Source organism: Rhizobium sp. CG4, from assembly GCF_023701965.1.
Taxonomy (GTDB): Bacteria; Pseudomonadota; Alphaproteobacteria; order Rhizobiales; family Rhizobiaceae; genus Agrobacterium.
This window is the reverse complement of record NZ_JABAEG010000004.1, coordinates 297,503-322,015: the sequence shown is the minus strand read 5'-3', so window position 1 is coordinate 322,015 and position 24,513 is coordinate 297,503. Positions and strand designations below refer to the sequence as shown.

At 55.8% G+C, this 24,513-nt stretch carries 27 protein-coding genes; 19 read left to right on the top strand and 8 right to left on the bottom strand.

The window, feature by feature from the left end; genetic code table 11:
• Window positions 1–68: 68 nt before the first annotated feature.
• A complete protein-coding gene (locus HGO37_RS14805) occupies window positions 69–401 on the bottom strand; it encodes a hypothetical protein (RefSeq protein ID WP_250983971.1) in 333 nt (110 codons plus the stop codon).
• A gap of 204 nt (window positions 402–605) precedes the next feature.
• A complete protein-coding gene (locus HGO37_RS14800) occupies window positions 606–1,550 on the bottom strand; it encodes an aldo/keto reductase (protein WP_250983970.1) in 945 nt (314 codons plus the stop codon).
• A 374-nt stretch (window positions 1,551–1,924) separates the two neighbouring features.
• Here HGO37_RS14800 and rpsU point away from each other — a divergent pair, with 374 nt between their 5' ends.
• Window positions 1,925–2,155 (top strand): 30S ribosomal protein S21, encoded by a 231-nt coding sequence (gene rpsU / locus HGO37_RS14795; RefSeq protein ID WP_192490802.1) that lies wholly within the window; start codon window positions 1,925–1,927, stop codon window positions 2,153–2,155.
• A 292-nt stretch (window positions 2,156–2,447) separates the two neighbouring features.
• Window positions 2,448–3,113, top strand: a complete 666-nt coding sequence (locus HGO37_RS14790; protein ID WP_250983969.1) for a DUF2161 domain-containing phosphodiesterase — start codon at window positions 2,448–2,450, stop codon at window positions 3,111–3,113.
• 68 nt (window positions 3,114–3,181) lie between these two features.
• On the opposite strand, the gene HGO37_RS14785 is transcribed toward HGO37_RS14790, so the two are convergent.
• The 3 genes from HGO37_RS14785 to HGO37_RS14775 form a co-directional block, all read right to left on the bottom strand.
• On the bottom strand, window positions 3,182–3,493 hold the full coding sequence (locus tag HGO37_RS14785; protein WP_250983968.1) for a hypothetical protein: 312 nt from the start codon (window positions 3,491–3,493) through the stop codon (window positions 3,182–3,184).
• 161 nt (window positions 3,494–3,654) lie between these two features.
• On the bottom strand, window positions 3,655–4,665 hold the full coding sequence (gene curA, locus HGO37_RS14780; protein WP_250983967.1) for an NADPH-dependent curcumin/dihydrocurcumin reductase: 1,011 nt from the start codon (window positions 4,663–4,665) through the stop codon (window positions 3,655–3,657).
• A 173-nt stretch (window positions 4,666–4,838) separates the two neighbouring features.
• Window positions 4,839–5,771 carry a fatty acid desaturase gene (locus tag HGO37_RS14775; protein ID WP_250983966.1) on the bottom strand — a complete coding sequence of 311 codons (933 nt, stop codon included), beginning with the start codon at window positions 5,769–5,771 and terminating at the stop codon, window positions 4,839–4,841.
• A 229-nt stretch (window positions 5,772–6,000) separates the two neighbouring features.
• On the opposite strand from HGO37_RS14775, the gene HGO37_RS14770 reads away from it, so the two are divergent.
• The 5 genes from HGO37_RS14770 to HGO37_RS14750 are packed head-to-tail and all read left to right on the top strand — an operon-like array spanning window position 6,001 to window position 11,355.
• Window positions 6,001–7,563 carry an ABC transporter substrate-binding protein gene (locus HGO37_RS14770; RefSeq protein ID WP_250983965.1) on the top strand — a complete coding sequence of 521 codons (1,563 nt, stop codon included), beginning with the start codon at window positions 6,001–6,003 and terminating at the stop codon, window positions 7,561–7,563.
• Between the two features lie 37 nt (window positions 7,564–7,600).
• The gene (locus HGO37_RS14765; RefSeq protein WP_250983964.1) at window positions 7,601–8,578 is read left to right on the top strand and encodes an ABC transporter permease; all 978 of its coding nucleotides are present in this window, start codon (window positions 7,601–7,603) and stop codon (window positions 8,576–8,578) included.
• Between the two features lie 7 nt (window positions 8,579–8,585).
• Window positions 8,586–9,413: an ABC transporter permease gene (locus tag HGO37_RS14760; protein ID WP_250983963.1), complete on the top strand. Its 828-nt coding sequence runs from the start codon at window positions 8,586–8,588 to the stop codon at window positions 9,411–9,413.
• Entirely contained in the window at window positions 9,410–10,384 is a 975-nt protein-coding gene (locus HGO37_RS14755; protein WP_250983962.1) for an ABC transporter ATP-binding protein, read from the top strand. Before HGO37_RS14760 ends, HGO37_RS14755 begins: the two co-directional genes overlap by 4 nt.
• On the top strand, window positions 10,384–11,355 hold the full coding sequence (locus tag HGO37_RS14750) for an oligopeptide/dipeptide ABC transporter ATP-binding protein (protein ID WP_250983961.1): 972 nt from the start codon (window positions 10,384–10,386) through the stop codon (window positions 11,353–11,355). Before HGO37_RS14755 ends, HGO37_RS14750 begins: the two co-directional genes overlap by 1 nt.
• Here HGO37_RS14750 and HGO37_RS14745 read toward each other — a convergent pair.
• The gene (locus HGO37_RS14745) at window positions 11,337–12,143 is read right to left on the bottom strand and encodes a phosphate/phosphite/phosphonate ABC transporter substrate-binding protein (protein ID WP_250983960.1); all 807 of its coding nucleotides are present in this window, start codon (window positions 12,141–12,143) and stop codon (window positions 11,337–11,339) included. The genes HGO37_RS14750 and HGO37_RS14745 overlap by 19 nt on opposite strands.
• 83 nt (window positions 12,144–12,226) lie before the next feature.
• Here HGO37_RS14745 and HGO37_RS14740 point away from each other — a divergent pair, with 83 nt between their 5' ends.
• Both HGO37_RS14740 and HGO37_RS14735 read left to right on the top strand, forming a co-directional pair.
• Window positions 12,227–13,843, top strand: coding sequence for an FAD-dependent oxidoreductase (locus tag HGO37_RS14740; protein ID WP_250983959.1), 1,617 nt, complete (start codon window positions 12,227–12,229; stop codon window positions 13,841–13,843).
• A complete protein-coding gene (locus tag HGO37_RS14735) occupies window positions 13,843–14,163 on the top strand; it encodes a 4Fe-4S dicluster domain-containing protein (RefSeq protein WP_192490790.1) in 321 nt (106 codons plus the stop codon). The genes HGO37_RS14740 and HGO37_RS14735 overlap by 1 nt, the downstream gene beginning before the upstream one ends.
• A gap of 13 nt (window positions 14,164–14,176) precedes the next feature.
• Here HGO37_RS14735 and HGO37_RS14730 read toward each other — a convergent pair whose 3' ends face one another.
• Window positions 14,177–15,088: a LysR family transcriptional regulator gene (locus HGO37_RS14730; RefSeq protein ID WP_250983958.1), complete on the bottom strand. Its 912-nt coding sequence runs from the start codon at window positions 15,086–15,088 to the stop codon at window positions 14,177–14,179.
• A gap of 98 nt (window positions 15,089–15,186) precedes the next feature.
• Between HGO37_RS14730 and HGO37_RS14725 the strand changes: the two genes are divergently transcribed.
• From HGO37_RS14725 to HGO37_RS14710, 4 genes are all read left to right on the top strand, one after another.
• Complete coding sequence (locus tag HGO37_RS14725; protein WP_250983957.1) at window positions 15,187–15,825, top strand: DsbA family protein; 639 nt, start codon at window positions 15,187–15,189, stop codon at window positions 15,823–15,825.
• 24 nt (window positions 15,826–15,849) lie between these two features.
• Window positions 15,850–16,746 carry an MBL fold metallo-hydrolase gene (locus HGO37_RS14720; protein ID WP_250983956.1) on the top strand — a complete coding sequence of 299 codons (897 nt, stop codon included), beginning with the start codon at window positions 15,850–15,852 and terminating at the stop codon, window positions 16,744–16,746.
• A gap of 98 nt (window positions 16,747–16,844) precedes the next feature.
• Complete coding sequence (locus HGO37_RS14715) at window positions 16,845–17,093, top strand: MoaF-related domain-containing protein (RefSeq protein ID WP_250983955.1); 249 nt, start codon at window positions 16,845–16,847, stop codon at window positions 17,091–17,093.
• Window positions 17,083–17,505, top strand: a complete 423-nt coding sequence (locus tag HGO37_RS14710; protein WP_250983954.1) for a YceI family protein — start codon at window positions 17,083–17,085, stop codon at window positions 17,503–17,505. The genes HGO37_RS14715 and HGO37_RS14710 overlap by 11 nt, the downstream gene beginning before the upstream one ends.
• A gap of 54 nt (window positions 17,506–17,559) precedes the next feature.
• Here HGO37_RS14710 and HGO37_RS14705 read toward each other — a convergent pair whose 3' ends face one another.
• Complete coding sequence (locus HGO37_RS14705; RefSeq protein ID WP_250983953.1) at window positions 17,560–18,276, bottom strand: GntR family transcriptional regulator; 717 nt, start codon at window positions 18,274–18,276, stop codon at window positions 17,560–17,562.
• Between the two features lie 237 nt (window positions 18,277–18,513).
• On the opposite strand from HGO37_RS14705, the gene HGO37_RS14700 reads away from it, so the two are divergent.
• The 6 genes from HGO37_RS14700 to HGO37_RS14675 all read left to right on the top strand — a co-directional run bounded on the left by HGO37_RS14700 (window position 18,514) and on the right by HGO37_RS14675 (window position 24,461).
• Complete coding sequence (locus tag HGO37_RS14700) at window positions 18,514–19,605, top strand: ABC transporter ATP-binding protein (protein ID WP_250983952.1); 1,092 nt, start codon at window positions 18,514–18,516, stop codon at window positions 19,603–19,605.
• 34 nt (window positions 19,606–19,639) lie between these two features.
• Complete coding sequence (locus HGO37_RS14695) at window positions 19,640–20,944, top strand: ABC transporter substrate-binding protein (protein ID WP_250983951.1); 1,305 nt, start codon at window positions 19,640–19,642, stop codon at window positions 20,942–20,944.
• Window positions 20,945–21,142: 198 nt separating this feature from the next.
• On the top strand, window positions 21,143–22,054 hold the full coding sequence (locus tag HGO37_RS14690) for an ABC transporter permease (protein WP_250983950.1): 912 nt from the start codon (window positions 21,143–21,145) through the stop codon (window positions 22,052–22,054).
• A gap of 1 nt (window position 22,055) precedes the next feature.
• Window positions 22,056–22,874 (top strand): ABC transporter permease, encoded by an 819-nt coding sequence (locus HGO37_RS14685; RefSeq protein ID WP_250983949.1) that lies wholly within the window; start codon window positions 22,056–22,058, stop codon window positions 22,872–22,874.
• A gap of 10 nt (window positions 22,875–22,884) precedes the next feature.
• Entirely contained in the window at window positions 22,885–23,631 is a 747-nt protein-coding gene (locus tag HGO37_RS14680; protein WP_250983948.1) for an aspartate/glutamate racemase family protein, read from the top strand.
• Window positions 23,628–24,461, top strand: coding sequence for a GNAT family N-acetyltransferase (locus HGO37_RS14675; RefSeq protein ID WP_250983947.1), 834 nt, complete (start codon window positions 23,628–23,630; stop codon window positions 24,459–24,461). The genes HGO37_RS14680 and HGO37_RS14675 overlap by 4 nt, the downstream gene beginning before the upstream one ends.
• Window positions 24,462–24,513: the final 52 nt, after the last annotated feature.

The following is a 24,513-nucleotide window of genomic DNA, read 5'->3' as shown; positions in this document are numbered from 1 at the left end:
GCCAGGGCGACGGGCTCTGGCGGGTTCGGATTGTGTCGCGGTACCGTTTCAACGAAGGTTTTGTGCGCCTAATCGCAAACGCGGGCGCGGTACATGTCACCCCAGGCGTCCTGTCGCCAAACAACATGGCAGGCGGGATAATGTGAGGCATATATTGGCGCGCCATAGGGGCCGGGAGGAGGCCCATATGGCACTACTGCATAGGCTGGCGGGCCATAACCCGACGCGTGATGGCCGTTGGCAAGCAACGCCCCACCAATCAAAGCGCCCGCGATACCCGCAACGAGACCGCGGCCGAAATTATTGCGTGCTTCTGCCTGGGAGGCGGTGGCGAACGCTGAACCAGCAATCGTCAAGGCGACCAGTCCGGTGGTGACGAATGTGTGCAATCTAGTCGTCATGGTCCTGATCCTTTTTGAATGGTCGACGCCTTGTTTCGCGACCATGGGATAGACATTAGACGAGTGCGGATTACCGTTGGATATCCGCCGGATTAAAGGTTGGTAAGTTTTCCTTGAAATTCCAAGCCGAATGAAATGGCTTTTATGCTCGGAGTTTGTCGCGGATTTACGCGAGCCCTGCTGTCGAAGGGCGGTAACAGCGTCTCAGTTCTTGGCGGATGACGAAAACTGCGTCCATACTGTCTCCGGTATCGTATCTGACAATCCGGCAATCGCGGCGCGAATACGCGATGGTCGCGCGCTTCCCAAAATCGCAGACGTCACAAGCTCGTCTCTCAACGGAAACTGCGTTGCAGCGGATGCAATGTCTACGCCCGCTGATGCGGCAACCTCGCGCGCGCGATTTGCGATGAAATCGATCTCGTCCATATTCCCAGTAGGGCGAACGAGAGTACCAGAGTTGAACAGGCTGCCGACGATCAGTGGTGTGGCGGACTGTCTACACATGCCGAGAACACGCGTGCCGACTGTGCGATCAAGGAGTGTATAGCGGCCGTTGATAAGCAGGCAGTCGAGCTTCACTCTCTGCATGATATCAATGCATGCCCCAACATCACTGACACCCAACCCAAATGCAGCGATGTCGCCGCTGGATCGCAACTCCTCCATGGCTTTTATGCCGCTATCGAGAAATTTTGGGAAATGCCTGCGGTATTCCAGCAAACCGAGCGTTTGTGGATCGAGGTCGTCGACAAGCAGCAGATCAATCTTGGCGAGGCCAAGCCGGGCCAAGCTGAACTCGTAGGACCGCATGATGCCGTCATAACTATAGTCGAACGTGATCTCGAAGGGCATAGGGCCTGTCGCAGCCGACTTGGCGGGCTTGAGAAGTTTGCCGACCTTGGTGGACAGCACATAGTCATCGGGTCGGATGTCGCGAAGGAAGTCACCGACAATACGCTCTGATATGCCGACGCCGTAACCGGGCGCGGTATCAAAATAGCGGATCCCCGCCTCCCAGGCGGCTGTCAGCGCTTCCGTGGCCTCTGCTCGATTGACACTTCTATACATGCCGCCGATGGCGGCACAGCCATAACCCAGCTCACTGAGTTCCAGCGATGTGTTACCAAGTCGGCGTTTGCGGATCATGTAGGGCATTCAATCAATCAGGTGGGGGAGACGTAAAGTTGAGAGGATTTGGACATGTTATCAGCAGATTCGTCAACGAACTTCGGCGTGATCATGTCGCGTGCATTTCGGGTTCTTCAGTTATGAGCGACAGCGATTCCATTGACTGGACTGTTTCACACGTAAATTGTCGGATTTGGGGACCTTCCTAGTGACGTGATTCCGTCAGGGTGACGGTTCCGATTCCATTTTTACCGGTCATCCATGGCAATAACTGCAAAATTCGTCCGATTCTTTGAAAAAAATGCCAAAAGAAAGCTGTTATCGATCTTGGAATCGCCGCGAAAATGAGTATGGTGGCGCACGATTTTCGATTTTTAGCTCAAGAGGGGCAAATGCAAGTATTAGTGCGCGACAATAATGTCGATCAGGCGCTTCGAGTTCTCAAGAAGAAACTGCAGCGTGAAGGCATTTTCCGCGAAATGCGTCTGCGTGAAGCTTTTGAAAAGCCATCTATCAAGAAGGCTCGTGAAAAGGCTGAAGCTGTAAGCCGTCAGCGCAAGCTCGCTCGCAAGCAGCTGCAGCGCGAAGGCCTTCTGCCTTCGAAGCCAAAGAAGACCAGATAATTACTGCGACACGTCGTGGTATCGATTGGATTGACGGGCTGTGAAAACAGCCCGTCTTTTCGTCGTGGCCTTCGATACGTGTTCTTTCGATCAATATCAGTTTTTCCAGCACGCTGAGTGACCGGAGCTGTTTTCGAAAGACGGCATTTCTGTCTGCAAAATTCGCCAGATATTCTGACGGCATCCATTCGTTCGGATCGCTGGGTGGATATTTGTTGCCTGCTTCTGTGGTGACGCAAGCGAGCAATCACTGTAGCTTGTGATGCGATTCTCCACATCTAACAGCAGTCCTATGGAAACCTCCCTTTATCTGCCCGTAAAAGACTTTCTCGAACAGGCAGGCTACGCCGTGAAAGGCGAAATTGGTGGCTGCGATCTCGTTGGCCTCAGCGATAGTGATCCGACCATCGTCGTGGTTTGTGAGCTGAAACTTTCCTTCAATCTTGAACTTATCTTACAGGCCGTTGACCGCGCCGCGGTTTCTGACGAGGTGTGGATTGCGGCTCGGATTTCAGCCAAAGGCAGAGGGCGCGAAGCGGATAAACGTTACAGAGATCTTTGCCGCAGGCTTGGGATTGGCATGCTCGGTGTTTCCGATGCGGGCGATGTCAGCGTTATCGTCGGCTCGGTTACCCCGATGCCGCGCACCAATCCGAAAAGACGCTCCCGGTTGATGCGCGAACACCGCAACAGGCGGGGTGATCCTGCACTCGGCGGCAGCACACGCCAACCTGTCATGACAGCCTATCGCCAGCAGGCACTCGGTTGCGCGGCCGCTCTGGCTGCAGGACCGTTGCGTGTTCGTGATGTCACGACATCCGTGCCGGACGCAGGAAAGATATTGCTTTCAAATGTTTATGGCTGGTTTGAGCGGCTGGAACGAGGGATTTACGGTCTGACAGATGCTGGCCGCGAAGCGCTCATACGCTGGCCGCAGAAAATCCCCGACAAGCAATAGAACGCCCCGCTGTGCTGAATACAACGAGATAGGCACCGCACGGGTCAGCGGAATTTTGTGTGGGGTGGTTAGATTCCCGACCCGTCAACCTCCAGCTCTTGTGTGTCTTTTCCTTTCCACGGAGAGGGCAAGCTCATGCGGTCTGGGTCGGCCGACGGGATCGGCATCCAACACTTCAACTCGGGTTCGGCATATTCGATGATGCGGCCGGGAGCGGAATCAGAAGAGCGCCAGGCTTCGCCTCCGAACTGATCGCCATTTGACCAATAGGCGAGATCAACTGCACCTGGCCCCTGCTCCGTGGGGCGGATGGTTACGAGAATGCGACTGCCGTCTCTCGGAGCGTTTCGCATATGTCGCCAGCGGTCTGGTTCGTCCATGTGTTACCTCCTGTTTTATAAGGTCGAAGTTTCACCTCGCGATCGAAAACGGTCAATGCAAATTTTCTGACTTGCTCAGCGTATACTGCGGCAGAACGCTGCTTCGGTTGGGGTGTTCAACCGATCGCAAGCGTGCCAGAATTAAACAACGCTACGCCGCTTTAGGCGACCTTGATGATCAGCTTTCCAAAATTGCCACCGGTCAGCATTGCGGTGAAGGCGTCTGGTGCATTTTCGAGACCGTCAACAATATCTTCGCGATACCGTATCTCGCCTGCGGCAACGCGCGGACCGACCTCAGCAAGAAATTCGTCGAAATGATCTGCTGCAAATTCGGTCTGAATGAAACCACGCACGAGCAGGCTTTGCCGCAGAATTGCAGACATGGTCGCCGGCAACCGGTCATTATCGAATGTTGAAGCGCCATTATAATGGGCGACAAGTCCGCACACCGGAACTCGTCCAAACTTGTTGAGCCGTGGCAGGACCGCATCCCAGACATGTCCGCCGACATTTTCGAAATAGACATCAATACCGTCGGGTGTCGCCGCCTCCAATCGAGAGACAAGGTCATCGGAGCGGTGATCAATGACCGCGTCGAAGTGAAGCTCATCCTTCACATAGGTGCATTTTTCTGAACCACCGGCGATGCCAATCGCCCTTGCACCCCAGAGTTTTGCGAGCTGTCCAACCATTGAGCCGACAGGGCCGGACGCTGCGGCGACTGCAACGGTCTCGCCGGCTTTCGGCTGACCGATAAATTTCAGGCCGCTCCATGCAGTGAAACCCGGCATGCCAAGTGCACCGACCGCGGTCGTCAGCGGTGCACCATGTGTCTCGACCCTTCGTAGAGCATTGCCATCCACGACCGCGTGGGTTCGCCAGCCGGTGCGTCCTCGCACAATATCGCCCGGCGCGAAATTGCTGCTTCTGGATTTCAGGACCTCACAAATGGTTTCGCCTTCCATGATGCCATCAATGGGGACCGGCGCAGCATAGGATTTCGCATCACTCATGCGGCCCCTCATGTAGGGGTCAAGTGACAGGAACAGCACCCTAACTGTAACCTCACCTTCCTCTGCCTGCGGTAAGTCGACTTCCTCAAGCCGGAAATTTTGTGGTTTCGGCGTACCCACTGGTCGGCTGGCAAGAACGATCTGCTGAGATTTCATGAGGTGTTCCTCCGGAGAAATGTCCTGCTGAAAGCGGCAACAATATATCGGTGTGCGGCTTCCGCAATGCTTGATAGCTGATGGAGCGCCCGTGAGCGGGCTTGCTTTACGGCAGGACTAACGGACATCAAGGGCTATCGTTCCATGCCGTCCGCGAGAGAAGTGGTGACGGCTTATTGCTCACGGTGGTTTGGATGTCGGGGATCATCGTGCGGTTTCAACAGAAAACGACGCGCAACTTCCCGGTAGCCATTATAGACCAGTCCACCATTGAGATTGACCAGAAACTCTCTGTGCCGACGATATAAACGGGGAATCTGGTACCAGGGAATACCCGGCCGTTTGTGATGCAGGACGTGGAGGTTGTTGTAGAGGAACAGCAGACCCAACAGTGGGCTGTTTTCGACAATTGCCGTGCGTTCATCGTGGTGATCGGCAAAACGGTGCTCAGCGAAAGACCGTAATCTGCTGAGTGCTGCTCCAAAATAAACAAACCCGAGTAGATAGATCCAAAGCGGCATTTGGCAGACTAGGACCACCCATGTCAGCACCACGGCGACACCCAGGCTATGCCTTCCCCAGATAAATGCTCTGCGCCGGTCTCCGGCACGAATGAGCAAAAACTCCTGAAACAGAAAACTCAGGATCATCACGGCAGGACCAATGGTGAGGCGTCCCAGAAGCGTCATATTGAGATTTGACAGCAATTTGCCAAAGGCTCCCATGCGTTCCCACGCTGCCTGCGTATGATAGGAGGATTCCGGATCCTCAATCGGATCCGTCAGATGCTCGTCGCGGTGGTGGAGCAGATGGCCTTCTTTGTAGATAGCATAAGGCAACCACAGGGAAATCGGAGGCCAACCAATGGCATCATTGATTGCCTGTAGCCGTGTTGGATGTCCATGCATGACTTCGTGCTGCAAGGATCCCTGCCATGCCACCAGCCAACCGCCCAGCGCGATGACGAGAAGCAGAGGCAGCGATTGCCAGAACAATGTGAGGCCGATGAACCCGCCGTAGATGACGATTGCTAAAACAACCGTCTGCCATTCAAGGCGCGCGATCGACGACTGGCTGAGTTGAGACAGGGTGGAATGGCGCAACATGGCGGCTCCGCGCATTGGAAATGCTGTTGGAATTGAGAGCCGAACTATAGGTCGCATAACGTCCGGACGCGCCACATGGCTTTGCGCAACGGAATTGAAAAACGGAAAACTAGTTTGCCGATGATGGTTCGGAGGAGAATTTCAATTCTACCAAAACCATAGATTATACTATCTAATCTTGGCCATAGAGGCATATACGGCACAAAGCCGCTTTGGACAGGGGACATCCATGACACTGAATTCAACACGCCGACAGTTTCTCGCGGGCGGCGCCACCATTGCCACTGTGGTCGCTTTCGGAGGTATCAGCCCGGCTTTTGCCAATGCTGACCGCACCAAGATTACCGTCCGCGTGGAAAAGGATCTCGTCAATCTTGATCCCGCCAACCGCTCTGGCCCGATTGACCTCAATGTCATCTGGTCTGTGCAGCAGGGGCTGATTTCCTTCAAACCCGGTTCAACCGAGTGGGAATTGGACGCCGCAGAAGAACTCGAGCAGGTCAGCGACACCGAAATCCGCTTCAAGCTGCGATCCGGCCTCGCCTTTACCGGCGGCTATGGCGATCTGACGGCGGAGGACGTAAAATTCTCCTTCGAACGTTTCATCAAGCCTGATGCAGAAGGCAAATCCGTCACCTATGCCAAGGACTGGTCGGCACTGGATCATGTTGAGGTTACCGGTCCGCTTGAGGGTCGTATCATCCTCAAGAACCCGGCACCGGCACTCTATACCATTGCGCTGGCCGATGGCTCCGGTCGTATCGTGTCCAAAAAGGCATTTGAAGCTCTAGGCAAGGATTTTGCCACCAAGATTGTTGGCAGCGGCCCGTACGTGTTGAAGGAATGGACGCCGCGCGAACAGTTCGTGCTTGAGATCAATCCGGATTACAGGGGACCGATCAAACCACATTTCCAGCAGATTGTCGGCAAGCCGATTGGCGAACAGAAGACGGCTGAAATTGCCTTCCAGTCTGGCGAAATCGACTTCACCGCCATCGACCCGGAAAACGGCAAGGCACTTTCTGCTCTGCCTGACGCAAGCGTCACGGAAATTCCGGCGATCGATTACGTCTGGTTTGGGCCGAATATCGAAAAGGCACCGTTTGACGACATCAGGGTACGCCAGGCCATCCGTTATGCTGTTGATGTCGATGCCATTCTTCAAGGTGCCTATTCCGGCATTTACCCACGTGCCAACGCACTTCTCGCTCCATGTTTGCTCGGTGCATGGAAAGACGCGCCGCTTTACACGCGTGATCTGGAAAAGGCGCAGGCCCTGCTGGACGAAGCTGGCCATTCCGGTGGCTTCAAGGCCAAGCTGACGGTTGAAGCTGGCGCCCGTTACGAGGCAATCGCACAGATCATTCAGGCAAATCTCGCCGATGTCGGGATTGAGGTGGAGATTGAAGCGCTCGAATCGGCGGCCTATTGGGCACTTGGCAAAAACGACGCCAGCAAGGATCTCGAACTCTCGCTGGTCAAGTTCAATGGCAAGTTCGACCCAGGTTTCCAGACGCAGTGGTTTACGTCGGAACAGGTGGGCCAGTGGAACTGGCAACGTTACAAGAACGCCGATTATGACGCCCTGCACCAGAAAGGTGGCGTCACCGTTGATCCGGCAGAGCGGGAAAAGATTTATATCGAGGCGCAAAAACTGCTCGACGAATCCGCGGCCTTTATCTGGATCACTCACAATCTCAATGCCTTTGCCTCACGCAAATGGCTGAAGCCCGGTGTGCTGCCCAACGGCAATAACTGGCTCTATACGGCTTTCACCGACGCGGCGGTCTGACTGTGACGACCGAAAACAAATACAGGGAGGCGCTGCGATGAGCAGCGCATCTCTTCAAAGCCATCTGGTTTTCAAGCTGATGACAGCAGCTCTCGCTGTCGCCGGCTCTGTTGTTTTGTTAATTGCGTTGACACGCCTGATCCCCGGCGATCCAGCAACCGTCATTCTGGGTTCGCGTGCTACGCCTGAAACCGTAGCAGCATTGAACGCGCGCATTGGCCTCGACAAACCGCTGCAAATGCAGGTGTTGACATTTTTCAGTCGACTGATCGTCGGCGATCTGGGCCAGGACGTTTTTAACGACCGACCGGTTTTGCAGCTGGTGGCGGCGGCCCTGCCCAATACGGTTGCCCTCGCCATCTCGGCGATGCTTCTGGCAATTGCCATTGGCGTGCCGCTCGCGCTGATATCTGCCCATCGCCCAGGTGGCCGCATAGACCGCTTGATCGCCTTTGTCAGCGTGGGTTTTATCTCGACACCCAGCTTTGTGGTTTCGGTGTTCCTGCTGATGATTTTCTCGGTCAAACTCGGATGGTTTCCGGTTCTGGGCGCGGGACAACGTGGGGATACACTGGATCAGCTCTGGCATCTTGTGCTTCCGACACTTGCGCTCGCTGCTGGCTGGGTGGGGTACATTGCCCGCCTGCTCCGTTCCTCGCTGCTGGAAGTGCTGAGTGAAAGCCATATCCGCACGCTACGTGCCTATGGTGTCAGTGAAGCGAAAATCCTGATCAAATACACGCTCAAACCGGCAGTTTTGCCAACTATCGCCGTGCTTGGCATGGGGTTCGGTGAACTTCTGGGCGGGGCAGTTTTTGCCGAGGTTATCTTCAACCGGCCTGGCCTCGGCTCCCTCATCTACGATTCCATCCGCACCCGCAACTATCCTGTTGTGCAAGGCGGCGTGTTCGTGATCGTTCTGCTCTATGTGCTGACAAATCTGGTTGCGGAGCTATCTCAAACACTCACCGACCCACGCGAACGTTCGCGGCTGGCCCGCAAAAGTGAGCCGTGAGATGACAATGTTTGCTGATCTATCCCGCCGCCCCGGCGGCACCTTTGCCCTGCTGGCTGTGACATTGCTCTGTCTTTTGGCCATTGCGGCCCCGCTAATTGCACCTTATGCGCCGAACGCCATCGCACCCGCCAATCGTCTGATGGATCCGTCTTTCCAGCATATACTGGGCACCGATCATCTCGGTCGCGATATCTTAAGTCGCCTGATATATGGTGCACGCATTGCCCTTGGCATTTCGCTTTCGGTGATTGCCATTTCCCTTACCGCCGGGGTGGTGCTTGGCATTATCGCGGCGCTGTCACCGCGTCCGGTCGACTTGTTGATTGTCGGTATTTTCGACGTGGTAACGTCGTTTCCCAGCATCATTCTTGCTCTAGCGCTCGTTGCGGTGTTTGGCCCCGGACTTGGCAACGTCGTTTTGCTGGTCAGCATCGTGTTCATTCCGCATTTCGGACGGGTGGCGCGCAGCCAGACGATCACGCTGCGCAACAGCCCTTTCATCGAAGCTGAGAAGGTACTTGGTGCCCAGACTTGGCGCATTATCCTGCATCATGTCATTCCCAATATTATCGGCCCCATCTTCGTGTTGGCCTGCATGGATATTCCCGTTGTCATCACCATCGAGGCTGGTCTCAGTTTTCTTGGACTTGGCGTGCGCCCTCCTCTCGCCAGCTGGGGAAATCTGCTCAATGACGGTTACGTCTATCTCGACCAGTCTCCCTGGCTTGCCACCTTCTCAGGCATTTCGCTGATCCTCGCCACGCTTGGTTTTGCGCTTTTGGGTGAAGCGCTGCGCGATACGCTGGATCCGAAGCTCAGGAAAACCCTATGAACGAGGCACTCCTTTCCATTGAAAACCTGCACGTCGCCTATCGCGGAACTGGAAGCAGCGCCCATATTCTCGATGGCGTCAACCTCACCATCAACCGGGGCAAATCCGTCGGCCTTGTTGGAGAAAGTGGCAGCGGCAAGTCGACTATTGCCTTTGCGCTACTTGGGCTTCTCGCCGACAATGCAACGGTTGAGACAAGCCACGCGACGTTTGATGATAAAGCGATGCGGCTTGATCCCAAGGGAACAGCCTCTCTTCGCGGCACTGATATCGCCATGATCTTTCAGGATCCAATGACGGCGTTGAACCCGATGTTCACGATCGGCGAACAACTGGTCGACATACAGCGGCGACGTTTTCCCAAATCGAGCAAACGACAACTCTGGCAGCGTGCCGAAGCGGTGCTGGCCGATGTCGGCGTTCAGGATGCGGCCGGCCGTATGCACCGCTATCCGCATGAGTTCTCCGGCGGCATGCGCCAGCGCGTTGTCATTGCGATGGCCTTGCTGGTTGAGCCGAAACTGTTGATTGCCGATGAACCGACAACAGCGCTCGATGCAACGATTGAGGCACAGGTTGTTGAGGTGCTGCATGAAATGCGGCAGCGAACAAAGGTTTCCATGCTGATCGTCAGCCACAGCATGGGCCTGATCGCCGAATTGTGTGACAGCGTGGTGGTGATGTATGCGGGGACCGTGGTTGAGACCGGCCCGGTGCGCGAGGTGTTGCACAATCCCCGCCACCCTTACACGCGAGCGCTTCTTGCCTGCGAAATCGATCCCTATGCGCCGTTTGATGCCACACAGGATCTGTCGACCATACCGGGCAATGTTCCCGACCTGACGAACCGGCCTGACGGCTGCATTTTTGCCGCCCGCTGTCCGTCGCGGCAGGTGCAATGTCACCAGAAGCCACCGCAACGTGAGGTGGACCACGGACACCATTATGCCTGTTGGCGGGAGGCCGCGTAATGGAGCAGCCTGCACTTGTTCTGAAAGACGCAGTTGTCCGTTATCACAGACTTACCGCTGTAGATGGTGTTTCGCTGGAGTTGCGGCGTGGTGAAACGCTCGGTCTCGTGGGCGAAAGCGGCTGCGGTAAATCTTCCATTGCACGGTCTATTGTCGGTCTTCAGCCGCTCGCCTCTGGCACGCTTTCGGTAGATGGTGAAAGCGTTCCTGCAGGCACCCGTCGTAAGGTTGGCGATGCGCAAAGCCGAATCCAGTTGCTGTTTCAGGACCCTGCGGCTTCGCTTTCGCCACGGCTCACCGTCAAAACGCTTCTCGCCGAACCGTTGAAAATCAGGAATGTTTACACTGCTGAACGTTTTGCAGAGATTGTCGCTCTTGCAGAAAGCCTCGGCCTTGGCCAGCAATTGCTGACGCGTTATCCGCATCAATTGAGCGGTGGACAGGCGCGGCGTGTGGCACTTGTGCGTGCACTGGCGGCCAACCCTTCCGTTATCGTTGCGGATGAGCCAACCGCTGGCCTTGATATCTCTATTCAGGGTGAACTGCTTAATCTGCTACGTGGCCTACGAGATCGACTTGGCCTCAGTTACTTGCTGATCTCACACAATCTGAACGTGGTGGGGCGCGTCACGGATCGAGTGGCGGTGATGTATCTTGGACAGATTGTCGAAAGCGGGCCAACCGCCAGCCTGTTTAGAGAGCCGGCTCATCCCTACACGCAGGCGCTGCTTTCCGCCAATCTGACGCTTGACCCCAGTCGGCAGCGTGAACGGATTGTTCTAACAGGTGAATTGCCAAATCCCAGCAACCCGCCAGGCGGATGTCGCTTTCACAAACGCTGTCCCGTGGCTCAGCCGAAATGCGCAACCGATGCGCCGCCATTGCTCGCGGGCGCGGGAGCGCGCAGCGTGGCCTGTCATTTCCCATTGGCTTCTGCGGCGCCGATCCCGCGTCAAGCGATTGCGGGGTAACCTTGAACTTCAGCGTCTCGATCCAATTTGGCCAAGATTTGATAATCAGCGTCCCCGAGAAGCGTGATGCCGCGCAGCGACAGCACGTCACAGACCTCGCCGAGCGCTGGATCAGCAATCGTTTCTGCAAGCGCCCGACGCAGGATCACCAGATCTTTGGCCGAGGTCTCAATCGAAGTGATGAATGGCAGGCCGGGACCCCGCGGTGTTTCGGCGAGGACACGAACACCTGCAAGGCGTTCCGGATCAAAGCGCAGGGTATTGCCAAAGGTCACACAATCGATGGAGGCGATATCCGCTTTGCCGCTTGCAACGGCGTCGATGCTGGCACGGTGGCCACCGGTTTCGATAACGGAGGAAAAGAAACGCCTGTTTTCGGCATGGGGTGCGATGAAGGCACGGAAGAGATTGTAGCCGGAATTGCTTCCAGGCTCATTGATCGCCGCACGGGCACCGCGCAAATCCTCAATGGACTGCGCCGAAGACTGCGCATTGACGATGACAAAGCTGCATTTAATCGGCCCATCACATCCCGGCAGATCGTAATTGGGCGTGGCAACCAGCTGAACCTTGTCCCTGAGATGTTGCACATAGGGGTATCCGCAGGTTTGCCCGAAAATGAGATCCGGACGAAGCCAGGCTTCGTCATATCGCACCGTGTCATCAAGCACATCAGGCGCATTGAGCCCGTAGTCGCGCAACCGCGCACCGAGCGCCAGCCAGAACTGGTGGGTCGCCTGCGCCACCTGTGGCGGGCTGACATACATGGCAAGGCTGGCAAGGGTCATAAAAGCACTCCGATAAACAACATAAAATCTATGTTGAAACTGGTTTGTTCTGCAATGCAATGGTTTCATTTAGGACGGATGATATGAACTTATCCCTGACAAACACTTCCCCCTCAAAGAACCGGCGATCAGATTTTGACTGTGATGTTCTGGTTATCGGCGGTGGTCCGGCCGGTTGCTGGGCGGCGCTGGAGGCCGTGGCGACAAATGCCAACGTGGTGCTTGTCGAGAAGGGATATTGCGGCAGCTCTGGTGCAACGGCATCCGCTGGCACGCAGATCTGGTACGTGAAACCGGACCCGGAAGAGCGCGAGGCTGCCATGGCCAGCCGTGAAGCGATGGGCGGCTATCTTTCAGACCGTGACTGGATGCGACCGGTACTCGACAAGACCTTTGAAAGCGTCAATCGGCTGGCCGACTGGGGCTACCCCTTCCCGCGTGATGAAAGTGGAGAACAACAGCGCATCTCGGTGCAGGGACCGGAATATATGCGGTTGTTGCGGCGAAAGGTCAAAAACGCCGGCGTCACCATTCTGGATCATCATCCCGCGACACATTTGCTTGTTGATGGCGACAGGGTGGCGGGCGCAACCGGTATTGTGCAACAGGGTGGTGGCGAATGGCAGGTGATCGCCGGTGCCGTTGTGCTGGCTGCCGGAGGTTGTGCGTTCATGAGCAAGGCACTTGGATGTGACGTGTTGACCGGTGACGGTTATTTGATGGGGGCAGAGGTTGGTGCCGAATTGTCGGGCATGGAATTCTCATCGGCCTATGCGATATCGCCGGCCTTTGCCTCCATTACCAAGACTGCGCTTTATCGTTTTGCGCAGTTTTATCGCAAGGATGAGAGCCTGATTGAAGGGGCTGGCTCCGCACGCGGCCGCTCGATCATTGCCCGCACGTTACTGTCGGAGCCTGTATTCGCCCGACTTGATCTGGCTGAAACCGATGAGGTCAGAACGATATTGCGGCAGGCGCAACCGAACTTCTTTGTCCCCTTTGACCGACGTGGCATTGATCCGTTTACCCAGATGTTCGAGGTCAAGCTTCGGCTTGAAGGAACGGTTCGTGGAACAGGTGGCCTCCGGTTGACCGGGCTTGATTGTGCCACCACGGTTCCCGGCCTTTATGCGGCCGGTGACAATGCCACGCGCGAACCGATCTGTGGCGGGTTTACCGGTGGCGGCAGCCATAACGCGGCCTGGGCGATTGCGTCAGGATCCTTTGCCGGTGTCGCGGCCGCCGGTTTCGCAAAAGCCAACGCCAAACCCCATTCTATATCAGATCCACAAGCTGAGAACTTTGCGAGAAATCCGTCACATTATGCGGATCCCACCGCCATTTTGGCAGCGGTGCAAAATGAGGTCTTTCCGCTCGATATCAACTATTTCCGTACCCACGACGTGCTGTCAGCGGCCTTGAAACGGCTGGATAGTCTGTGGGATGACATCAAAACTGCCGTGCCGGTGGATGAAAACGGAACCTTACGGCTGCGCCAGGCGCAGGCGATGACCGCAACGGCGCGCTACATGTACAAGGCCGCAATTTCCCGCACGGAAACGCGTGGCATGCATCGTCGCGATGATTTTCCCAAGCAGGATCCGGCCCAACATCATCGCCTTGTTCTCAGTGGGCTTGATGACATTCTCATTCGTTCCGAACCGGCAGGTTCAGACCTGTTGCCGGAGGTGGCCGAGTAATGATTGAAGTTCTTGATCCGCAAACCTGCACCGATTGCAATCTCTGTGTTCAGGTCTGCCCGACAAATGTTTTTGAGGCGATGCCGGAGGGGCCTCCCCAAATTCTCAGGCAGGATTCCTGCCAGACATGCTTCATGTGCGAACTCTATTGTCCTGTTGATGCTCTCTATGTCGAGCCCGATGCAGAAATGGTCCATGGCCTCACGGTCGAGGATGTTCATGGCAAACAATTGTTTGGCAGTTATCGCAAGGCAATCGGCTGGCACAAGGAAACCCGCCATCGCCGCCACATCGATGATCACTTCAGGTTGCCACAGTGAATAGGGATGCGCATTAGGCCTCAAGCGCGCGTTTGCGTTCGGCCGACAGCATCATCTCCACAAAACGTCGCACCTTTGCCGGTCGAAAGCGGGCGACCGGAAAAACGGCATGTAGGCCGCCAGCTGGCAGGCTCCAATCGGGCAGCAGCCGCACCAGTCTGCCCTGCGCTAAATCTTTGCCCAGCATATAATCAGGAAAAACCGAAACCCCTGCTCCGGCCAGTACACAGGCATAGGCGGCTGGCGTCTTATCCGTACGGATGGCAGACGATACCTCGACCATTTCGGGAGGCAAGCCGTCACGGGAAAACATCCAGCGAAGCGGATGACGCAGCGCCGAATTTTCGATCCACGGCAGATTGGCAGCGTCGGCTGGTGTCTGGAGTGAGGAAAACCGCTCTGCCACTGATGGTGTGGCGACAAGATATTGTTCAAACGCCCCAAGCCGTCGTGACTGATGGCTTGTATCGGTCAGCCAGCCAGCGCGAATGGCAAGATCAAGCTGCTGGGTTGCGGGATCGATAACCGTATCGTCGAAGACCAGGTCGACTTTCATAGTTGGATAACGAGCGAGATAGGCTGTTATGACAGGGGCGACAATCACCGCCCCGTAGTCGAGCGGTGCGGTCAATGTCAGGGTGCCAGAGGGTTCGCTTGTATGGTGGGACATTTCCCCATAAGCGGCCTCGGCCTCTCTCAGAATGACGGCACAGCGGTCGTAGAATATCCGCCCCTCCTCCGTGGTGGCCAGCCGTCGCGTTGTTCGCGACAGAAGCGTAACGCCGAGTTCCTCCTCAAGCCTTGCCACGTGATGGCTGACAACAGCTTTCGCCACGCCCAGACGTTCGCCCGCCGCAGTGAACGAGCCGCTTTCCACCACGGTTGTAAAAAATATCAGACGGTTGAGATTGAGAAGATCACTCATTATTGTCTCATTTAATCATACAGTCTGTACGAATAACCGATCTTTATTCCCTGTCAAAGTCAATGGATGATGTTGACCATCGAAACGGGATCAAAGACATGCAGCCAGACCGCATCATTTATTTATTCGATCCCCTCTGTGGCTGGTGTTATGGCGCATCGCCAATGCTGACGAGGTTGATGGCGGAAGGAACGTCTATCGAAGCAATCCCGACAGGGTTGTTTTCAGGTTCGGGAGCCCGCCCGCTGGATGAAGCGTTCTCAGCATATGCATGGGCGAATGACCAACGTATCCAGCGGCTTACCGGCCAGGAATTTTCCAGGGATTACCTTGAAAAAGTCCTCCGGAAGCAAGGCTCGATGTTTGATTCAACTGCTACCACAAGAGGTGTCGTGGCGGCGGGCTCGCATACGCCGCAGACACGCTTTTCGGCTCTGCAGACCTTGCAGCACGGCCGGTATGTCAGGGGATTGGACACAAGTGATCAGACCGTCGTCGCAAACCTGTTGGAAGAGGCAGGATTATCTGAGGCTGCCGCCCGTGTTCGCCAGCCAGATGACGGACTTCGATTAGCCGTCGCCGATCTCGTGAAAATCGGCAAGCGGTTGTTCCACCAGTTCAACGCCAACGGCGTTCCTGCGCTCATCATCGAAAAAGGTGAAAGCCGTCGCCTGGTGGATTCGAGCGCCCTTTTTAGCAATTTCCAGAACCTCAAGGCTCATGTCGAAGCCGCCTAACAATTCCACTCAGAGGACATATCCATGTTTACACGACGCAACACGCTCAAGCTCACAGCCGCCGCCGCCAGCCTAGCGGCACTGCCAGTCTCGGTATCACGGGCATTTGCCACAACTTTGAAATGGACGTTTTTCCAGGCGGACGAGTCAGGCTTTCGCCGCACACCCGTTCTTTTGACCGGGGAAAAAAATGCGATCCTGATCGATGGCGGTTTTACCCTGTCAGACGGTCGTGCTCTGGCAGCCGCCATCAAGGCAACAGGAAAAAACCTGTCGACAATTTATGTGAGCTGCAACGATCCTGATTACTATTTCAGCCTGCGGCCGGTCGTTGACGTTTTTCCTGATGCGAAGGTCATTGCCCGGAAAGCCACCGTTGACACTATCAATAGCAATGTCCAGGGCAAGCTGGAGGTTTGGGGGCCACAACTCAAGGAAAATGGCCCGCAAAAGCTGGCGGATGTCGTCATTCCCGCCGTGTCCGATCTCGAAGCACTGGAGCTCGACGGCAACAGAATAGAAATCGTCGAAATTCCCACAATGCATGATCGTCGCTACCTGTGGGTACCATCACTTGAAGCTGTTTTTGGCGGCGTTCTTGTGTCTTCCGGTATTCACGTCTGGGTGGCTGATGAAGGTACTGCTGAAAAGCGTGCGGCATGGATCAAGGCGCTTGATGATCTGATTGCCCGTAACCCGAAGATCGTTATTCCCGGTCACCAGTCCGAGGGTGCACCGCAAGGCGTCGAGGCCATTAAGTTCACACGCGATTACCTCATGTCTTTCGAGGAAGAAGTGTCCAAGGGCAAGGATAGCGCAGAGGTGATTGCCGCTATGCTCAAACGTTATCCGGACCTCAAGGATGCCAGCTCGCTGAAACTGGGTGCCAAGGTTGCCAAGGGCGAGATGAAGTGGGGTTGAAAACGGGGACAGATCGACAACAGATCGAGGCAGAGAAAATGGCGAATGAAACTTTCCCCGGTGTCGGTCATCGTTACCGTGCCGACTAGGGCGCCGTCGTGTTCCATGTCGATTTTGCGCCCGATGGCAAAACTCTGCGTTGGGCGGATGCATCGGCTGAGGATTTCGATGCTGTTGCCCATATGGAAACCTATAGCGCAACGTTCATACGGCCTCATGTGTTTTGGATAACCTGGAAGGAAGCTGACGGCACCACAGTCACGCATGTGGAAGATTTTGAGACTGGCTATGTCTATGCCTCGATAACGCAGCCCGATTTAACGTTTGTTCCGCACCGTGTCCGGTGAAATTTCATTCGACAAGGACGATGTCACGAAAAGCTCGATCGAGCTGAAGATAGAAGCTGCCAGCATCGACACCAACCACGAACAGCGTGACACGCACCTCAAGAGCTCGGACTTCCTGAACGTTGAAGAGTTCCCTGAGGTTACCTTCAAAAGCACCGCGATTGAAAAGACCGGCGACAAGACTGCAAAGGTTACCGGCGATCTGAGCCTCGCAGGCACGACGAAGCCGGTTACACTTGATGTGACATGGAATTCTGAATCGCCGCTTCCTTGGGATGCAAAGACCATCAAGACCGGTTTTTCTGCAACGGCTGCGATCACCGGCGCTGATTTTGGCATCACCAAGCTGGCAGACTTTGGTCTGGGACCAGACCTGTTACTGGATGTCGATCTGGAAGCGATCAAGAAGTAAGAAAAAAGACGCCGGCCTTTCCGGTCGGCGTCACTTTCACGATGAAATCATACGTTAGCCGATTGAGAGCGCATCTTTGAGCGCCACGCCCTGCTTGGGCTGCAAGTCGAGATCGGCCTCGATGTGATCGATATGGTGCAGCATCAGGTCAGCGGCACGTTTGGCGTCACCGCGTTCGATCAGGTCCAGAATGGCGAAATGTTCGCTATGGCCGCAGCTCGACACACCTGAACGGCCGTAAAGCGCGATGACCAGCGAAGACCGCGCCACCAACTCATCCATAAAACGCTGCAGGATGGCATTGCCAGCAACAGAGGCCAGCATGAGGTGGAAATCACCGGATGCCTTGATTTCTGCCCGCCTTGCCGCCGGGCCGCGCTCGTTCATATAGCGCTCTTCTTCAATCAGCTGTTCGCGAAAACGAGCGATGTCCTGCGGCGTAATCCTTTCGGCGGCGGCTATAACAATGCCTGGCTCGATCAGCCGGCGGGATGCAAAGATCTGTCGTGCCTCCTCTGGCGTCGGATTGGAAACGAAGGCGCCACGGTTACGCTCGGTCTTCACAAGGCCTTCGAAGGTCAGCATTTGAAGTGCAGCGCGTGCCACCGTGCGGCTGACATCAAAAAGCGCGCCAACTTCCGCCTCGGACAGTTTTGTTCCCGGCGCGAGCCGCCGATCAATGATGGCATTGCGCAGGGACTCGCGGATCGCCATCGAGCGGTCCTCGACCATTGGGTCAGCAGAAACGGAGGTATGTTCAAGCAAGGTCATTGGTTTCGTCCAGTATGACCTGTTGTAGCGCGTTGCGGTGTCATCTGCCAGTGGGATATTTTGCAATCCGTAACTCAGATTGCATACAATTTGACCATGGGATCGAAAACAATCGATGCAAATTTGCGCAGCGCTCAATGACAAAAATGGTTTTGTGACAAAACATCGTTGATCTTCAATGGTTAATTGAATTGGCACGGCTCCTGCATCACCAAAAACAATCTCAGGAGAGTGCCTATGAGCAAAGCCGCTGAAATAGACATCGTATCCGTTTCCAAGATCTATGGTGCCACCACGGCCGTCCATGAGATCAGCCTGAAGATCCCCGCGGGCACCTATTGTTGCCTGCTTGGACCCTCCGGGTGCGGCAAGACCTCGACGCTCAGAATGATCGCCGGGCACGAGAGCATCTCGACGGGCGATATCCGTCTTGGCAATGCTGTTGTCACCGACCTACCGCCGGCCAAGCGTGGCACGGCGATGATGTTCCAGTCCTATGCGCTGTTTCCACATCTGGACCTCGTCGACAACGTCGCCTTTTCCTTGAAGATGAAGGGGGTGGACAAAGACGTGCGGCGTGCCAAGGCACTCGACATGCTGAAGCTGATGCAGCTCGAAGCCTATGCGCCACGCCGCCCGGCCCAGCTTTCCGGCGGTCAGCAGCAACGTGTGGCGCTTGCCCGCGCTCTAATCACTGATCCGGAAGCCCTTCTGCTTGATGAACCGCTTTCAGCCCTCGACCCATTCCTGAAAATCCGCATGCGGGCGGAGCTTAAAAAGCTCCAGACCTCGCTTGGCATCACCTTCGTGCATGTGACGCACAGCCAGGAAGAGGCAATGGCGCTTGCCGATATCATCGTCATCATGAATGATGGTCGCATCGAGCAGGCCGCTCATCCGCGCACCGTGTTTGAGCGCCCGGCAACTGCCTTCGTCGCCAAGTTCATGGGCGATCATAATGTGATTTCAGGTCGCGTGATAAAGAGCGCCGACGATGAGCTGATGATTTCGGTCCCGGCTGGCGGCGATTTTCTGGCGATCGGCGCTGATGCTGCTGGTCTCACCGACACGGCCGACATCGCGGTTCGGACCGACCACGTGCGTGTTGCACCGGCGACCGACAAGGGCCTCGGTTTCACCGGTTCCGTTTCAAATGTCGAATATCGCGGCTCATCGGTGAAGCTCACCGTCAATGGCTCCGGTGTGGAGGATTTTACCGCGATCCTCAGTGACAAGGACTATTTCGCCAATCCGGTGAAGGTTGGCGACGCCATTCCGCTTTCGTGGGAGCGTGAAGACGCGCTCGTGCTGGGGCGGCTGAAGCACTGAAAATACAACTATAAACCTCAAGAGGAGAACTGGCATGACCGATACAAAAAAAACGGGGATCGACAAGACGGCCAAGGGTATTTCCCGCCGTTCGCTTCTGAAAACGGCATCGGCTGCGGCCGGCCTTGCGGCCGGTTCAGGCGTGATTACCGGTTTCCCGACCATCTGGGCACAGAACCCGATTACGCTTCGCCAGTTTGGCACCGGCGTGTCGAACCTCAATGCGATTGCCGAGAAGTGCAAGGCTGATCTTGGCATCACGCTCGAGATGACGGCGACGGATTCGGATGCCGCCGCTCAGCGTGCAGTCACCCAGCCGAAGTCCTATGACATCGCCGATATCGAATACTGGATCCTGAAAAAGGTCTATGCAGCCGGCGTGATCCAGCCGATGGATACAAAGAAGCTGAAATATTACGACAAGGTCGTTCCGCTGTTCAAAAACGGCAAGTTGACACCCGACAGCGTGATTGCACAGGGTACCGCGCCGCACACGGTCGGTTTCGTTGAAAAGCCGGGCGACAAAACCTTTGCCAAGGAAGAAACCCAGTATTTCACCATGATGCCAACGATCTACAATGCCGATACGCTCGGCATTCGTCCTGACTTGGTTGGCCGCGATATCACCACCTGGGCCGACATCATGGATCCGAAGTTCAAGGGCAAGACCTCGATCCTCAACATCCCGTCGATCGGCATCATGGATGCGGCGATGATCATGGAAGCGCTCGGCAACATCAAATATGCCGACAAGGGCAACATGACCAAGGAAGAGATCGACAAGACGATCGACTTCCTGATCAAGGCCAAGCAGGACGGCCAGTTCCGCGCCTTCTGGAAGTCGTTTGACGAGTCGGTCAACCTGATGGCGTCTGGCGAAGTGATCATCCAGTCCATGTGGTCGCCAGCTGTTGCCGCCGTTCGCTCCAAGGGTATCGATTGCAAATACCAGCCGCTGAAGGAAGGCTATCGTTCGTGGGGTGGCGGTCTGGGTCTCGCAGCACATCTGACCGGTGCACAGCTCGACGCGGCTTACGAATATATCAACTGGTACACCTCCGGCTGGGTTGGCGCCTATCTCAACCGCCAGGGGTATTACTCTGCCTGCATGGAAACCGCCAAGGAGCACATGTCGGCCGATGAGTGGGGCTACTGGATCGAAGGCAAGACTGCGACCGGCGATATCGTCGCGCCGGACGGCAAGGTCATGGAAAAGGCCGGTGCAGTACGCGACGGCGGCTCCTTTGAAGAGCGCATGGGCCATGTTGCTTGCTGGAACTCGGTAATGGACGAAGACCGTTACATGGTCCGCCGCTGGAACGAGTTTATCGCAGCCTGACAGACAATTACTACACCCTCCCCCGCAAGGGGGAGGGCTTAAGCCAACCGCATCGCCGATGCGCGACCATGACAGGCGAACGCGGCCACGGCTTATTCGCAGTCGTAGAGAAGATGGCCGGTAGGCCTGATGATGTAGCCGACAGCTTCGCCTTTTCGTTGCGAGAAGGTCCAGAGGCCCATAGGGAGAAGCCAAGCGATGGCGACGATCACATCGACAGATACGGAAAATGCCGGGCAGGCTCGCCCAAAAGGCTTTCAGGTGCCGATTGCCGTCATCTCCTATCTACAGGCGGTGCCACTGACGCTCATTCTTGGGTTCTTTCTGCTGTTACCGATCATCATGATCGCAGTTGTCAGTTTCTGGGATTATGATTTCGCCCAGATGTATCCCGACTTCCTGACGATGAACTATGCCGAAACGCTTGGGTCATGGGTTACTTGGAAGACCTATCTCAACACACTTAAATATGCTGCTCTGGTCTGGCTAATCACGCTTTTTATCGGCTTTTGGGTCGCCTACTTCCTTGCCTTCCATATCCGCACCACATCAATGCAAATGGTACTTTTCCTGATCTGCACCGTGCCGTTTCTGACATCGAATATCATCCGGATGATTTCATGGATCCCGGTTCTTGGACGAAACGGCCTGGTCAATTCGGCGCTGGTTGGGTCCGGAGTGATTTCCGAACCGGTGGAATGGCTGCTCTATTCCGATTTCGCTGTCGTCTTGGCCATGGTGCATCTCTACACGCTCTTCATGGTGACGCCGATCTTCAACACATTGATGCGCATCGACAAATCGCTAGTTGAAGCGGCCCGTGATGCAGGTGCTTCTTCCTGGCAGGTCCTGTCAAACGTTATCATCCCGCTGGCCAAGCCCGGCATGGCAATCGGCACGATTTTCGTCGTGACGCTGGTCATGGCCGATTTTTCCACCGTGCAGGTGATGTCTGGCGGACAAAGCGCCTCCGTCGCGCTGATGATGAAGAACCAGATGTCGCTGCTGCAATATCCAGCAGCTGCCGCCAATGCCGTGGTGCTGCTGGTGCTCGTGTTGATGATGGTCGCTGGCATATTGCGGATCGTCGATATCCGGAAGGAGCTTTAAGATGTACCGCGAAAAACGCTCCCGGGAATTCTACTTTCTCGCCATCTTCTTTGCCGTCTTCGTGCTGTTCCTCTATGGCCCGCTATCGGCAATCCTGATCCTGTCCTTCCAGGGGCCAAATGGCGGCCTGACCTTCCCGCTTAACGGTGTGTCGCTGCGCTGGTTCGCCAACCTGTTCGAAACCCAGGCGGTGGGTGATTTCGGCGGCTCGTTCCGTCGCTCGGCAATGCTCGGCATCATGGTCATGCTGGTAACCGTTGTTGTGTCGCTGCTGGCGGGACTGGCCTTTCGCCGAAAATTCATCGGTGCGACGGCGCTTTTTTATCTGGCGGTTGCAAGCCTCGTTGTCCCCTCGATCATCGTTTCTCTTGGCATCGGCGTGTTGTTCAGCCAGCTCGGCTTGCAGCCGGCATGGTATTCCTCGGCCTTCGGCGCGCACCTGACCTGGACATTACCCTTTGGTGTGCTGATCATGTTTGCCGTGTTCAACCGCTTCTCGCCTGCCTACGAGGAAGCGGCACGGGATCTCGGCGCATCTTCCTGGCAGACATTCTCGAATGTTGTTTTGCCGATGATCGCTCCAAGCCTGATCGGCGTTGGCCTGTTCGGCTTCACGCTGTCTTATGACGAATTTGCCCGCACGCTGATGACCGCAGGATCGTTCAATACGCTGCCGCTGGAAATCTACGGCATGACAACCAATGTGACGACGCCGGTGCTTTATGCGCTTGGCACGGTCACAACAATCTTCTCCTTCCTGGTGATTGCTGGCACGCTCGGCCTGATCGTCCATCTTAATCGTCGCAGACAGCGGAGTTGATGAGACACCGATGCGCATCCTAATCATCAATCCCAACACAACAGCCAGCATGACCGCAACCATCGCCGACAGTGCGTGGCGGGTTGCAGGGCATCAGACGGAGATCGTCGCCGTTACCTCATCGATGGGGCCGGTTTCGATTGAAGGCTATTATGACGAGGTCTTTGCGGTTCCTGGCCTGCTCAAGGAAATCGCCGCAGGCGAAAAACAGGGTATCGATGCCGTCGTCATCGCCTGTTTCGACGATACTGGTCTTGATGCTGCGCGGGCGCTCGCCAACGTGCCAGTGATTGGTATCTGCGAGGCAGCGGTTTCTGCCACGGCCTTCATCGCCCAGAAATTCACGGTTGTGACGACGATGGAACGGTCGCGGCTGCCGCTTGAACATCTCGTCCATCGCTACGGCATGTCGTCGCGCTGTAAGGTGAGAGCGGCGGATATTCCAGTGCTATCTCTTGAGGACCCGAACTCCAATGCTCGCGACCGGTTGCGCAGCGAGATTGCGCTGGCGCTGAAGGAAGACAGGGCTGAAGCGATTGTGCTCGGCTGCGCCGGCATGGCGGATCTGACCGCAGAGCTGAGGGCAGAATTCGGTGTGCCTGTCGTGGATGGCGTTGCCGCGGCAGTAAAACAGGCGGAATCGCTGGTAACGCTTGGCCTGTCGACCGCCAAGCGCGGTGCCTATGCAACACCGATCTCGAAACCCTATCGAGGTATGTTGGAGCCCTTCCAACCTGATCGGCTGACAGGCTTATGAGTGACGTTGTGATCCGGTCGCTCGATCTGGCGGAGATCGAAATGCTGATTGGCTGGGCGAAGGCCGAAGGCTGGAACCCTGGGCTTGCCGATGCGGCACCATTTCAGGCTGCTGATCCCGAAGGATTTATCGGCTGTTTTGTCGATGGGCAGATGGCCGCTGGCATATCCGCCATCCGTTATGGTTCTGATTTCGGATTTATCGGTCTTTATATTGCGCGTTCTGATTTTCGCGGGCTCGGATACGGGCGGCGCGTTTGGGACGCCGGCATGGCACATCTGAAAAACCGAACGATCGGTCTTGATGGCGTGCCGCAGCAACTGGCGAATTATCGATCCATGGGATTTGTCCCCGACTATGAGACCTTTCGCTGGAGTGGACCGCTGGAAGGCAAGACCGATCCTGACATCTGCTCCCTCGAAGATATTAATCCGGCGAGCCTGATCGCGTTTGACGCCGAGTGTTTTGCAGAGCGCCGTGCGGTTTTTTTGCAAGCCTGGCTGGCGTTGCCGAGGCAGACAAAAGTGCTCATCCGCGATGGTGCGATCTGCGGATATGCTGTCGCGCGTCAATGCCATGAGGGTTATAAGATCGGACCGCTTTTCGCCACAGACCCTGGCGCTGCGACGACATTGATTCTTGCGTGTGCGGCCAAGATTGAAGGTCAGTTGATCCACATCGACGTGCCTGCCGATCAGGCCAGGTTTTCCGCTGTTCTGGAAGGTCACGGATTTGAGCGCGGTTTCCAGACGACGCGGATGTATCGTGGAACACCGCCATCATTCGAAACCGCGTATGTTTTCGGTGTGACAACACTCGAATTGGGCTGAGGTGTTCACGGATACAGTACGACTTAGCTTTCTAGTGAGACTGTTGATGCGC

Bases quoted from the DNA above. Each gene is read 5' to 3' on its own strand.
- HGO37_RS14805 (WP_250983971.1), bottom strand. From the start codon at position 401: ATGACGACTAGATTGCACACATTCGTCACCACCGGACTGGTCGCCTTG.
- HGO37_RS14800 (WP_250983970.1), bottom strand. From the start codon at position 1,550: ATGATCCGCAAACGCCGACTTGGTAACACATCGCTGGAACTCAGTGAG.
- rpsU (WP_192490802.1), top strand. From the start codon at position 1,925: ATGCAAGTATTAGTGCGCGACAATAATGTCGATCAGGCGCTTCGAGTT.
- HGO37_RS14790 (WP_250983969.1), top strand. From the start codon at position 2,448: ATGGAAACCTCCCTTTATCTGCCCGTAAAAGACTTTCTCGAACAGGCA.
- HGO37_RS14785 (WP_250983968.1), bottom strand. From the start codon at position 3,493: ATGGACGAACCAGACCGCTGGCGACATATGCGAAACGCTCCGAGAGAC.
- curA (WP_250983967.1), bottom strand. From the start codon at position 4,665: ATGAAATCTCAGCAGATCGTTCTTGCCAGCCGACCAGTGGGTACGCCG.
- HGO37_RS14775 (WP_250983966.1), bottom strand. From the start codon at position 5,771: ATGTTGCGCCATTCCACCCTGTCTCAACTCAGCCAGTCGTCGATCGCG.
- HGO37_RS14770 (WP_250983965.1), top strand. From the start codon at position 6,001: ATGACACTGAATTCAACACGCCGACAGTTTCTCGCGGGCGGCGCCACC.
- HGO37_RS14765 (WP_250983964.1), top strand. From the start codon at position 7,601: ATGAGCAGCGCATCTCTTCAAAGCCATCTGGTTTTCAAGCTGATGACA.
- HGO37_RS14760 (WP_250983963.1), top strand. From the start codon at position 8,586: ATGTTTGCTGATCTATCCCGCCGCCCCGGCGGCACCTTTGCCCTGCTG.
- HGO37_RS14755 (WP_250983962.1), top strand. From the start codon at position 9,410: ATGAACGAGGCACTCCTTTCCATTGAAAACCTGCACGTCGCCTATCGC.
- HGO37_RS14750 (WP_250983961.1), top strand. From the start codon at position 10,384: ATGGAGCAGCCTGCACTTGTTCTGAAAGACGCAGTTGTCCGTTATCAC.
- HGO37_RS14745 (WP_250983960.1), bottom strand. From the start codon at position 12,143: ATGACCCTTGCCAGCCTTGCCATGTATGTCAGCCCGCCACAGGTGGCG.
- HGO37_RS14740 (WP_250983959.1), top strand. From the start codon at position 12,227: ATGAACTTATCCCTGACAAACACTTCCCCCTCAAAGAACCGGCGATCA.
- HGO37_RS14735 (WP_192490790.1), top strand. From the start codon at position 13,843: ATGATTGAAGTTCTTGATCCGCAAACCTGCACCGATTGCAATCTCTGT.
- HGO37_RS14730 (WP_250983958.1), bottom strand. From the start codon at position 15,088: ATGAGTGATCTTCTCAATCTCAACCGTCTGATATTTTTTACAACCGTG.
- HGO37_RS14725 (WP_250983957.1), top strand. From the start codon at position 15,187: ATGCAGCCAGACCGCATCATTTATTTATTCGATCCCCTCTGTGGCTGG.
- HGO37_RS14720 (WP_250983956.1), top strand. From the start codon at position 15,850: ATGTTTACACGACGCAACACGCTCAAGCTCACAGCCGCCGCCGCCAGC.
- HGO37_RS14705 (WP_250983953.1), bottom strand. From the start codon at position 18,276: ATGACCTTGCTTGAACATACCTCCGTTTCTGCTGACCCAATGGTCGAG.
- HGO37_RS14700 (WP_250983952.1), top strand. From the start codon at position 18,514: ATGAGCAAAGCCGCTGAAATAGACATCGTATCCGTTTCCAAGATCTAT.
- HGO37_RS14695 (WP_250983951.1), top strand. From the start codon at position 19,640: ATGACCGATACAAAAAAAACGGGGATCGACAAGACGGCCAAGGGTATT.
- HGO37_RS14690 (WP_250983950.1), top strand. From the start codon at position 21,143: ATGGCGACGATCACATCGACAGATACGGAAAATGCCGGGCAGGCTCGC.
- HGO37_RS14685 (WP_250983949.1), top strand. From the start codon at position 22,056: ATGTACCGCGAAAAACGCTCCCGGGAATTCTACTTTCTCGCCATCTTC.
- HGO37_RS14680 (WP_250983948.1), top strand. From the start codon at position 22,885: ATGCGCATCCTAATCATCAATCCCAACACAACAGCCAGCATGACCGCA.
- HGO37_RS14675 (WP_250983947.1), top strand. From the start codon at position 23,628: ATGAGTGACGTTGTGATCCGGTCGCTCGATCTGGCGGAGATCGAAATG.